The following is an 11,415-nucleotide window of genomic DNA, read 5'->3' as shown; positions in this document are numbered from 1 at the left end:
CTCACTATTGTCTCGGATGATTCACTTTTACCCCCTCACTCCGTGTATGTGCCAGTTGGGGGTGCGGAATGTGGGATCCAAGTGAACACAGGCTGGCAAGTTGTGATAGTTTTGAGTAATATCAATTCCGGTGGCACTCCTCATGATTGTTGACAGTTGACAGTTGACAGTTGACAGTTGACAGTTGACTCGCAGTCGTAAAACTGAATGCTTGAGTGTTAACTGTTGACTCGATTTTATTATTCCGATGCAACCGGAAACGATATAAGATAGCGATTGGTAGATGTCCATTTTTGGGTCGGTCTCAAAATAACTCAATTGATATTAATTAGATAAAACAAATGCAAGCATTACTTTTATTCATAGGATTTGGAGGCGGGGCATTAGTCTGCTGGCTAATTTTGAATAAGCGAAATTCACGCAATTTGGTGCGGATGCAGGGTTCGCAGGAGGCTATATCGAATTTGGCTGCTCAGTTGGATGCCAGAACTTCGGAATTGCGACAAAAGGTGCAGAATGAAAATCAGCTAAATTCTGAAGTGTCTCAGTTGCAAAGTCGGTTGGAAACTGTGACGGGCGAGCAAGAATTGTTAAAAAATCAAGTGTCGGAAATGGAAGAATTTTTGACAGGAATTGCCCAGGATCGATCGCAGATTGATTCTCTGATTGCTGATTTGCAGTTTCAGCTAGAAAATGCTCAACAAGCTGAGTCGCAGTTAGGAGAAGTGGCCGAACTTAAAGATCAGTTAGAAGTTGCGGATCAGGAGCGATCGCAACTTAACGCTCAATTGCTGGAAATGCAAGCAGAGTTAGAGGCGGTTGATGCAGAACGTTCTCAATTTCACGCTCTGCTGTCGGAATTTGAGAGTCAGTTGGAAACGGCTACTCAAAGCAGATTGCAGGTACAGTACCAGTTGTCGGAAATTCAAATTAAGTTCGATCGCTCCATTGAAGAGCGGCAGCAACTTCAGTCTCAACTGTCGGGTTTGCAAGCTCAACTGCAATTAGTCGAAGCAGAGCGATCGCAATTTACTTCGGAATTGTCAGATATACAAGCTCAATTGGAGAGTGCAGAGCAAGAACGCAAAAGACTCAACTCTCAATTGCAAACCGCTCGCCAACAAGCAAAGCAACCTCCATTGGAATTATTAGAACTGCAAAGACAGTTAGAAGCAGCTAATCTGGAGAAGATGCAGTTAAACTCTCAACTTCATGAAGTACAACTTCAATCCGAAATGGTTGTTGTAGAGCGAGAGAGACTGCTGTCTGAGTTGTCAGAATTGGAGTCTCAGATACAGCGCAAGGAGGGAGATAGCTCGCAACTCCAGTCTCAGTTATCAGAACTGCAAGCTGAATTAGAAACTGCTAACACAGAACGATCGCACCTTTATTCTCAACTGTCCCAATTGCAAAGTCAAATCGAGAGAGCCAACCAGATCCCAACTCAACTTCAATCTCAAATCTCGGAGTTAGAACACCAGTTAGAAACTGTGCGTCAAACTCGCTCTGAATTAGAAGTTCAGCTAGAAACTGCTAACACAGAACGCTCGCAACTTTATTCTCAACTCTCCCAATTGCAAAGTCAAACCGAGACAGCCAACCAGAATCAAACTCAACTTCAATCTCAAATCTCCGAGTTAGAACACCAGTTAGAAACTGTGCGTCAAAATCGCTCTGAATTGGAATCTCAACTCACTTCTCAAATCTCGGAATCCCAAAGTCAAACCGAGACAGCCCACCAGAATCAAACTCAACTTCAATCTCAAATCTCCGAGTTAGAACACCAGTTAGAAAGTGTGCGTCAAAGTCGCTCTGAATTGGAATCTCAACTCACTTCTCAACTCTCGGAATCCCAAAGTCAAATCGAGACGGTTAATCAGAATCAAACTCAACTTCAATCTCAAGTATCGGACTTAGAAAATCAGCTAAATAGCCTGCGTCAAACTCGCTCTGAATTAGAAGTTCAGCTAGAAACTGCTAACACCGAACGATCGCAACTTTCTTCTCAACTCTCGGAAATTCAAAGTCAAGCCGAGACAGCCAATCAGAATCAAAATCAACTTCAATCTCAAATCTCGGAGTTAGAACACCAGTTAGAAAGTGTGCATCAAACTCGCTCTGAATTGGAATCTCAGCTAACTTCTCAAATATCGGAATTCCAAAGTCAAATCGAGACAGCCAATCAGAATCAAAATCAACTTCAATCTCACATCTCCGAGTTAGAACATGAGTTAGAGAGTGTGCGTCAAAGTCGCTCTGAATTGGAATCTCAGCTAACTTCTCAAATATCGGAATTCCAAAGTCAAATCGAGACAGCCAATCAGAATCAAACTCAACTTCAATCTCAAATCTCGGAGTTAGAACACCAGTTAGAAAGTGTGCGTCAAAGTCGCACTGAATTGGAATCTCAGCTAACTTCTCAAATTTCCCAATTGCAAAGTCAAATCGAGACAGCAAATCAGAATCAAGATCAACTTCAATCTCAAATCTTTGAGTTAGAAAATCAGTTAGAAAGTGTGCGTCAAAGTCGCTCTGAATTGGCATCTGGGCTAGAAACTGCTAACAGAGAACGATCGCACCTTTATTCTCAACTCTCGGAAACTCAAAGTCAAATCGAGACAGCAAACCAGAATCAAGCTCAACTTCTATCTCAAGTATGCGAGTTAGAACATCAGCTAGAGACAGTTTATCAAGAACGCTTACAGCTAACATCGCAACTTTCCGAAGCGGGCGATCGACAATCTGAGCATTTTGAGTCGAAGTCAGGGAAAATTAAAGCATCTACTTCAGATACCAAAGTTGGGAAGAGTCAAGGATTTGTTGTTTCTCAGCAGGGTCAAGGCGATTATACTACTATTAGCGAAGCGCTGAAAAATGCAGCACCGGGCACGCGCATTGACGTGCATCCAGGCGTTTACCGTGAAAGTCTAATTATCGACAAATCGGTAGAAATTATCGGCAGCGGAGAGGTCGATCGCATTGTGGTTGAAAGTATCAACTCAAACTGCATTAAAATGGCAACTGACAGTGCTTTAGTGCGCGGTTTAACGCTGAGCGCAACTGGGAAATATTACACTGTAGATATTCGTAAAGGCGAGTTAATCATAGAAGACAGCGATATCACTTCTGCGGACTATTCTGTGGTGGGAATTTGCGGCCCTGATGCAAATTCTATCCTCCGCCGCAGTCAAATTCATGATGGGGTATGGAACGGAATTTTTATATCCGATAATGGGAAAGCAACGGTGGAAGATTGCAGTATTTTTGACAACGGCAGTTTGGGAATAGGTGTCGGATTGGGAGGAAAATTGATCGTGCGCCGGTGTCGGATTAATGGTAATGAAGGTGAGGCGATCGCCGTTTACACAGATGGCATTGCTACCGTGGAAGATTGCGATTTAACGGGCAATGCTGGGGGTGCTTGGCGCATTGCAGATAACGGATACCTGCGCGACAAAGGCAATCAAGAATAGAAGAAGGAAGAAGGCAGAAGGCAGAAGGCAGAAGGCAGAGGGAAGAGGGAAGGAGGAAGAAGGCAGAAGGCAGAAGGCAGAAGGCAGAAGGAAGAGGGAAGGAGGAAGAAGGAAGAGGAAAGAGAATTCCCAATTAGCGATTCCCAATCCCCGATTGCCAATACCCAATTACCAATTACCAATTCTCAATGCCTAACAATCGAGCTGGATTGTGTTTCATCATTAAATCAATTTCCTGCGGAGAAATGCCTTCACCTATCAATTTTTTCACAAATAATTTGTAGCCTTCTGCAGGTAAAGGATCGGGTTTCCTTCCTAAATCCGTGCTCATCACAAAATGCTCTGCTCCTATTAGTTTAATCGCTGCTGCCATTTTACTAATAGGAACTTGATGCCAGTTTTTGTGTCCGTCATCAGCGGCATTTTCTCCCATCAAATCGTTCACAAATGCTAGTTCTAGAAAAGCTCCGGCTGCGGCGACTGTTTGCATATTTTCTAGGGATAAACCGGGTACATCCGCCATTGCGTGGGTAATCAGGATGTTCTTAATCTTGAGCAGGTTGGCTTCACCGACAACCGCCATCACTTCTTCTGAGGAAATATGACCGGTTTCCAATACCAAATTCTCTTTTGCCACAATCTTCAACACCGCTGCTGTTTCCGGTAAAACCTTGCCATTTTCCGCAACTTTAATCCCCCTTCCCGACTTGTGAAAAACCTGCAAGTGATGCTCAGCATCAACCGTTGGTAGCCACACTACTTTACCGTATTTGCCACCTATGCGGTGCATTGCGTTAACAGCGTCGGGATTAATGCCGCCTACCGAATGATTAAGAACAACTCCTCCGAAAACTTGGATTTCTGGTACTATTTTATTAACCAAAACTGCCCGCGCTGCTGTGCTGGCATAATGATTTTTCAATACAACAGCTTTCATCTTCGCCCTAGCAGCTAATTTCGCTACCTCAAAATCATCCAACCTGCGGGGAATCACATCAGGAGAAGAATGAATGTGAAAGTCGATCGCACCTTCAATCGTACTCTGTGGCAAATTGATTATCGGCGAATCTCCGACAGCATAAACTGGCAGACAAAACCAATAGCAAACCATCCAAACTAACGTAAAAAAAACAGCTTGCATTCCTCCCCTCTTCCCTTCTCCCCTCTGCGTTCTCTGCGCCCTCTGCGGTTCATCCCCTCTTAATCCTCTCCAATAAAAGATTGAATCGCATTTGCCAAAGCTTCTGCATTCTCTTCGTGCATACCCAAAGAACCAGGAATAACTCGCGATTCAACACCCGGTAATTCCGTTAATGCTGCCATTTCAGCCTTTGATTTTGGCGGCGCATTCTCAGCAATTACAACCATCATCGGCACTGCTAACTGTTGAAATTTATCTGTAAATTCCGATCGCACTTTTGCCGTATCTAAACCACCAGTCACAAAGGCCGCGGAACCGTATCGAGCACCGGGTTTTTGCGTCACTTGCCATTTGCTTTGGATGAAATCCGGCGTGACTTTAGCTGCATCAACATAGACGTGGCGGCGGTACATCAAACTGAGGAATGACGGCGCAGTGTTGAGTTTGTATAGGAATTGTCCCAGTAAGGGCGATCGTACTAATTCTCTCACCATTCCGTGCCACCCGCTTTGCTGTTTGCTCATCGTCGGCAAAGGCCCGCGCCAAGTCGGCGCAGCTAAGACAATCTTTGACCAAACATTGGGCTGTGATTGGGCTAATTGCATCACATAACCCGCCGCGTGACCGGCTGCAACTACAGCCACAGGACTCTTAAAAATTGACTCAACAAAATCCTTGAGAAATTGATGGTATAATTGCGGTTGATAGTCGGTTCGCGGCCGATCAGATTCGCCAAAACCCGGCCAATCTAAGCTCACAACTTGAAATTTAGGAGCTAACAATTCTGCTAAAGGACGCATTTCTTCTCGCGTCGAAACCGTACTGAAAGCCGGCAGCAGCAATACAGGATTTCCCTGTCCTCTGGTTTCGTAAATAACTTTGATTTGCGTTTCTTGCCAATTCCAGAGATATTGTTGAACTGCGGCGGGATAGTTGCCAGAACCTGATTTTGTTAAATTTGTAGTTTGAGTCATGGCTGTTTATTCTTTTAATTTGCTTCGGCTTGCTTGCTCACTTCGCAAGCAAGGGCTTTGTTTCTCATCATTTGAAAGATGTTGTAAAATCCGTTAGCGCGGGAGGGTGTCAGACTCACATTCAATCCCGTGTCTTGAATAAAATCTGGGGTAATGGTGACAATTTCAGCAGGCGTTAAGCCGCTCAAACCTTCCACCAGCAAGCCAACTAATCCTTTGACTAACTGAGCGTCTGAATCGCCTTGAAACAATACTTTTCCTTCTGCCAAATTTGCAGTAACATAAACTTGCGACGCGCAGCCAGAAACCTTGTTTTCCGGCAGTTTGTCGCTTTCGGGAAATGCTGGGAGTCTCTTGGCATACCACAGCAGTTGTTCGTAGCGCTGTTTGGGATCGGAATGTCGCTGAAAGCGCTGAACGATTTTAGCTAGGGCTGCGGGTAGCGCGGTGTTTGCGGACATGATTCACTCGTCGCGGTTTACTTCGTTAATATTATACATTTAATTTTGCCGGCGGGTGCGATCGCCTGCTCATCTCCTCCCACTGAAGCCGTCTTCAGGTGAATGGGTTATTGTTATTGTAGTTAACGAGTTCGAGCATTCAAAACAGAGGAAATATGGTATTTAGTGCTGTTAATCAAGATTGTGGTGTAATGTAGTGACTCTGCAAAAACTCTGGCTACAACATCGCATTTTTCCGGCAGTTGTCTTTTTAGGATTGGGTTTGCTATTAACCATCGCCCTTTCGCTTTCTTTTGGTGCGGTGCCGATGAGTTCAGATCAATTGTGGCAAGCATTTCTGCACCGAGGTGATGCTGTCAATCAAACTATTTTGTGGGAATTGCGTTTGCCCAGAGTTGCGGCGGCGCTGACGGTTGGTGCGGCTTTAGGAATGTCGGGGGCTTTGCTGCAAGGTTTGCTCCGCAACGGTTTAGCCGATCCTTTTGTATTAGGAATTTCGGCTGGTGCAGGGTTGGTTGCGATTACCATGCTGACTTTGGGAATATTTCAAACTTGGGTGCCTTTGGCGGCTTGGATAGGTGCTATTTTAACTTCGATCGATTTTATCACCCAATCAAAGCAGTTGGGCTGGAGATTTGCTGGATAAGTTTAACGTGAAAAATGTCGCAGCCCAATTGCAAGGAGATAGCCCCGTGCGAGGCTACGTAACGCTTTCAGCGGAAAAGGTTTTAGAGGCTAATCCCGAAGTAATCATTATATAGCAATCCTAAATGATTCCGATAAATTTGTAGGGGTAGTGCCCCCGTGCCTACCCCCTATCTATCGGGCAACCACGGGGGGATTGCCCCTACAATAATTATGAGAATGATTTAGGATTGCTATAGTCGATCGGGGAGAAGGAATTTTAGACCAATTTAAATCGGATTCATTTTGGAATCAACTAACAGCCACCAAAAATAATCGAGTTTACGTTTTTGACTACTACGGATTGGTCAACCCCGGCAGTATCGAAAAAATTGAGCAAGCAACTGCTCAACTTAAACAAGTTTTAGCTAAAAAGTAGAGATCCGATTTTGAGAGATAAAAAATCTCTATAAATGATGGAACAGAACAAATTGACTATAATTTCTCTAAAAGTGAGAAAGCTAAAGGCACTCAAAAGCGCGCACCCTTGTCAGTAACAGGCTTTTCGGCCTGTTCCACAAAAGATAAATTTTCTTGTGGAACAGGCCGAAAAGCCTGTTCATAAAAGGTTAATTGAGAATGATGCAAGATATCCGATCGATCGGCCTCAAGTCAGATCCAGAGGTGGCAAACCGCGCAACTGCCGCAGCGAGTTGATACACGCTTGGCAGTCGCAGCCAAACAGCGCCGCCGCCGCATCGCTTTCTTCTTCCGAAAAATCCAGCATCGCCACCCGTTCTTCACCCGGGCGCTGCCAAGTAATTCTCGGCTTAGAAGCCACAGCAGCAGACTTGCCAGGAAGCCGCACGCAAGTCAGACGCTGAGTGTGGGGCGATCGCACGCATTGAGGCGAATCAGCCGATTGGCTTGGTGTTTCGCCAATTTGAGCGGGATTTGCGATCGCGCTCAAAGACATCAAAGATCCAAACAGCGTCGGACTTACCAATAAAGTGAGGAGCAATCGATTCATTTGTCGTCCTTAAGAACTTCAACGTACACAGTAGCCGATTATCTGTTGCAATTCAACAAGGTTTTCGTCCGATATCAGTACGATTTGCCGTTATTAAGGCTTAAAAGCCGAATATTTGCCCCCTAAATCTCGAATAATTGTCCGCGTATTAGCAACCAGCATTTTCTGATAAGTATCACCTTGGCTCCCCTGTTTAAGATTTGTTGCAATTTGAGTAAATTTAGCTTGCCAGTGATAACAAACTCTTCCAATGTGGGTAAACTGATTTCAGCAAGGGTTACTCGAAGCAACGAACAAGTTTACCTCAAAAACCAGGTGGGGAGTGATGAGTACAGTTTTAGTGGTGGAAGATTCCCGCAGCCAGCGCGAGTGCATTTCACATCAGTTGAGATGCAGCGGATTGAATGTAATTCAGGCATCTGACGGTGTGGAAGCGCTGGATAAAATTGAAAAAAATTGCCCTGATTTAGTATTATTAGATGTCATAATGCCCCGTCTAGACGGCTACGGGGTTTGTCGTTTAATTAAAGCTAATCCCGAAACTCGGAATCTACCAGTTGTTTTTTTAACAGGCAAGGGACAGCAGTTAGCTTTATTTGCGAGGTTCCAGGGCGATCGCGCCGAGGCTTATGTTAGCAAACCTTGGCAGCCGAGGGAACTTTTGGCAACGATCAAAAAAGTTTTGCTCAATGCCAATATTAAGTTCGATCGAGCTTCAGCCGACGCTTGGACAGAATACGGGATTTTAAACTTAAGTACAGTCGAACTGTATCAAAGCCATGCCGATGCTTGGACAAAATACAGCGCCCAAATTATTAAATTGTACGATTCCAGCTTAGCAGCTTTCGAGCAAGCTTTGGCAATTGAACCGAGTCACTCGAATGCAAACAAGTATCGCAACCGAGTCCAGACAATCCGGACAATTTTGATGAAAAAATTAGAGCAAACTAAACCCTGCAAAGTGTGCGATTATTATTACGGTAAGGATGGCATCAATTGTGCGGTGCATCCTGCTGGCCGCCCTCAAGAACTGTGTCGCGATTGGGAATTTAATTAAACTAAAATGAAAACAAATAACCGCGCTAACTTGGAAAAGTTGCTGCAAGAAAGAAACGAACATCCCGAAAGAATGGCGGAAATTGATGAAAAAATTAATGCCACTTTCCGCAAAAATTACGCAATTTTAGTAATGGATATGTCGGGATTTTCGCGCACGACAGTCCGCTACGGAATTATTCATTTTTTGGCAATGATTCACCGGATGCACGGAATTGTCAAACCGATAATTTCAGAATACGGTGGCACTGTAGTTAAGGAGGAAGCAGACAATATTTTTGCAGTTTTTACTGATGTAAAATCAGCGGTGGAAGCTGCGATCGACTCTTTGAAACAAACGGCGGCTGTCAACACCACACTGCCGCCGGAGATGGATATTTACCTCTGCATTGGTATTGGCTGTGGCGATGTTTTGATGCTGGAAGGAGAGGATATGTACGGATCGGAATTTAATCTGGCATCTAAGCTGGGAGAGGATGTGGCGGAACGGGGAGAGATTTTGCTCACTTCAGCAGCCTTTGAAAAGTTAGAAGGTGACAAGCAAGATTGGGAAAAAGTGGAACTTTCGGTTTCAGGTTTGGAGTTGGTGGCGTACAAGCGGCTGTAATCGGGTGAATTTCTGTTGTCTTCTCGTTCTTCGCCCTGCTGGAAAATGAGACATGACCCAGCCCAAAAACGGATACAAGCCACCGACTTAAGTCGTGGAAAGATAAAAATTTTAGACCCTAGTTCAAGATCCCAGATTGATCTGTGGGGTAAATCTAAAATCTAAAATCTAAAATCTAAAATCGACTGACTGGCCCCAGCCTTGATTAGAAACCCGGTTTCTTCGCAGATACCGGGCGACTCAGCCATTTTTGTAGAAACCGGGTTGATGAGGCTATATTCTTAGAGAATATCGAATTTAAATAAAATTTAAAATCAGATGATTGAGGAACACAAAACTTGGCAATCTATTAATTTATCCGCTATTGGACAGCGGCTGGCTTGGCTGCAGCAACAGCCAGACAAAGTTATTTTTTGCAAAGAGTCTGGTGTTCACTATGTTGCAGTCACAAAAGATCGATCGCACATTAAGCTATCTTTAGTAGAAAAAGTAAATCAGCATACAGATTTACTGCAATCTATTTTCGATTTCAACAATCCTTTACATCTAGTGTCTGAATATACTCAGGCGATGATGTTGGGTTTAGTGTGGCAAAGCCAACCTCAAAGAATCTATATGGCTGGATTTGGCGGCGGCAGAATTCCCTTAGTTTTGCACCACTATTTGCCGGAAACTGTTATAGAATGTGCGGATGTAGACCCGATCGCGATCGAAGCAGCTACACAGTGTTTTGGGGTAAAATTGGACGATCGGCTAACTGTAACAATTCAAGACGGCAGAGAGTATTTAGAGCAGCAAAAATCAGATACTCAGTACGATATCATCATGATCGACGTAGCTTTTGGCAACGGCTACTTTCCGCACCGCTTATCCACAAAAGAATTTTATCAAATCTGCGAAAAACACTTGTCAAGCGAGGGAGTTGTGATAGCAAATCTGCTGCAAAGAGATCAGTTTTATGCCGAAAAAATCACGACTCTTCAAAGTGTGTTTTCTCAGGTGTGCGTGTGTGTTGGCCAGGAAAGTAATAGCATTTTGATTGGTAGCAACAGCCAGATTTTAGAGAAAGATGAGATTGTTGCTAAGGCAAAATATTTGCAAGATAGCTATCAATTTTCCTTTCCATTAACAGACAGGGCGCTTGAGGTAAAAGTAGGTAGAGAATTGGCGGAAGCTATACCTAATTTAGACAAAGCTCAAATTTTTCATGACGATTCGCCGCCCGCTGGTTATTTTGATTGCTGGTTATTCTGATAAGTGAGCAACGGCTCAAAAAACAGGATATCCTGAACCCCGCAGCAATTTAACGGCTGGGGGTATCGAACGGGGATTGCATTTTACATTATCCTTTCATACATTCAACCATCTGCTGTTCTAGCTTAGCCAACAATGTATCAACATCTGTTGCAGCTTCCTCAAAACAAACAGGAGGTTCAGGCTTAGGTTCAAAAAGAATCAACTTAATTTGACCTTCGCCGATCGCCAAAATGGCCACTTCCTTCTCAGGCTTGTGAGCGTTCAACACACCTACAACTTCCTGAATATGGCTTTTAACTTGACGGTTCAACTCTTCAACCGCCTCTTTCTTACAATACACAAAACGCGCAGTTTCTGCAATATCAATTGCCAAAATCTCCTCGCTTTCTTCTCCCCTTTCCAGAAATAGCCCCCAAGCCAAAGCAGCCAATTCATTTTGATTAGCTTTCACAAATTTATCTAACTTGCGACTCCAGCTATTTTCGTTGGGTTTGGACTCAGGGCTATCAAATAGAAACATTTTCTCTTCTTGTTTGTATAAACTAATATTTTACAGTCAGTTGTCAGTTAGCAGTTGGCTGTTGGCAGTTGTCATTAGTTAGGAGTGAAATTACCAACTATATCATGTCTGGTTGATTCGCGATCGGATAATTTTCGATCTCGTAGGGGCGGGTTTTACCAACAATCTACCTGTCAAACTAATTATCTCATAAACCCGCCCCGCCCATATACTTATGATGCTACCAGACATGATATTACCAATTCCCCATGAGCAATTCCCAATTACCCAAA

At 44.0% G+C, this 11,415-nt stretch carries 11 protein-coding genes; 6 read left to right on the top strand and 5 right to left on the bottom strand.

Annotated features, from left to right (window positions below):
* Positions 1–341: 341 nt before the first annotated feature.
* Both QUB12_RS23965 and QUB12_RS23960 read left to right on the top strand, forming a co-directional pair.
* Positions 342–3,473: a right-handed parallel beta-helix repeat-containing protein gene (locus QUB12_RS23965; protein WP_333308644.1), complete on the top strand. Its 3,132-nt coding sequence runs from the start codon at positions 342–344 to the stop codon at positions 3,471–3,473.
* Complete coding sequence (locus QUB12_RS23960) at positions 3,430–3,669, top strand: hypothetical protein (RefSeq protein WP_333144103.1); 240 nt, start codon at positions 3,430–3,432, stop codon at positions 3,667–3,669. Before QUB12_RS23965 ends, QUB12_RS23960 begins: the two co-directional genes overlap by 44 nt.
* On the opposite strand, the gene QUB12_RS23955 is transcribed toward QUB12_RS23960, so the two are convergent.
* From QUB12_RS23955 to QUB12_RS23945, 3 genes are read right to left on the bottom strand one after another with little or no spacing between them, the layout of a single operon-like run.
* Positions 3,649–4,614: a DUF6282 family protein gene (locus QUB12_RS23955; protein ID WP_333144104.1), complete on the bottom strand. Its 966-nt coding sequence runs from the start codon at positions 4,612–4,614 to the stop codon at positions 3,649–3,651. The two genes, QUB12_RS23960 and QUB12_RS23955, sit on opposite strands and share 21 nt — an antisense overlap.
* A gap of 59 nt (positions 4,615–4,673) precedes the next feature.
* Positions 4,674–5,588, bottom strand: a complete 915-nt coding sequence (locus QUB12_RS23950) for an alpha/beta hydrolase (protein WP_333144105.1) — start codon at positions 5,586–5,588, stop codon at positions 4,674–4,676.
* 14 nt (positions 5,589–5,602) lie between these two features.
* On the bottom strand, positions 5,603–6,049 hold the full coding sequence (locus tag QUB12_RS23945; RefSeq protein WP_333144106.1) for a SufE family protein: 447 nt from the start codon (positions 6,047–6,049) through the stop codon (positions 5,603–5,605).
* 196 nt (positions 6,050–6,245) lie between these two features.
* On the opposite strand from QUB12_RS23945, the gene QUB12_RS23940 reads away from it, so the two are divergent.
* Positions 6,246–6,695 carry an iron chelate uptake ABC transporter family permease subunit gene (locus QUB12_RS23940; protein WP_333144107.1) on the top strand — a complete coding sequence of 150 codons (450 nt, stop codon included), beginning with the start codon at positions 6,246–6,248 and terminating at the stop codon, positions 6,693–6,695.
* A gap of 645 nt (positions 6,696–7,340) precedes the next feature.
* Here QUB12_RS23940 and QUB12_RS23935 read toward each other — a convergent pair.
* A complete protein-coding gene (locus tag QUB12_RS23935) occupies positions 7,341–7,703 on the bottom strand; it encodes a hypothetical protein (RefSeq protein ID WP_333144108.1) in 363 nt (120 codons plus the stop codon).
* A gap of 325 nt (positions 7,704–8,028) precedes the next feature.
* On the opposite strand from QUB12_RS23935, the gene QUB12_RS23930 reads away from it, so the two are divergent.
* The 3 genes from QUB12_RS23930 to QUB12_RS23920 all read left to right on the top strand — a co-directional run bounded on the left by QUB12_RS23930 (position 8,029) and on the right by QUB12_RS23920 (position 10,620).
* The gene (locus QUB12_RS23930) at positions 8,029–8,760 is read left to right on the top strand and encodes a response regulator (RefSeq protein WP_333144109.1); all 732 of its coding nucleotides are present in this window, start codon (positions 8,029–8,031) and stop codon (positions 8,758–8,760) included.
* Between the two features lie 6 nt (positions 8,761–8,766).
* A complete protein-coding gene (locus tag QUB12_RS23925; protein ID WP_333144110.1) occupies positions 8,767–9,366 on the top strand; it encodes an adenylate/guanylate cyclase domain-containing protein in 600 nt (199 codons plus the stop codon).
* 318 nt (positions 9,367–9,684) lie between these two features.
* A complete protein-coding gene (locus tag QUB12_RS23920) occupies positions 9,685–10,620 on the top strand; it encodes a fused MFS/spermidine synthase (protein ID WP_333144111.1) in 936 nt (311 codons plus the stop codon).
* Between the two features lie 88 nt (positions 10,621–10,708).
* On the opposite strand, the gene ccmS is transcribed toward QUB12_RS23920, so the two are convergent.
* The gene (gene ccmS, locus QUB12_RS23915) at positions 10,709–11,143 is read right to left on the bottom strand and encodes a beta-carboxysome assembly chaperone CcmS (RefSeq protein WP_333308642.1); all 435 of its coding nucleotides are present in this window, start codon (positions 11,141–11,143) and stop codon (positions 10,709–10,711) included.
* Positions 11,144–11,415: the final 272 nt, after the last annotated feature.

This window comes from Microcoleus sp. B7-D4 (assembly GCF_036705125.1).
Classification (GTDB): domain Bacteria; phylum Cyanobacteriota; class Cyanobacteriia; order Cyanobacteriales; family Microcoleaceae; genus Microcoleus.
Note: the sequence above shows the minus strand (reverse complement) of the source record. Positions and strands in the feature narration are given on the sequence as shown.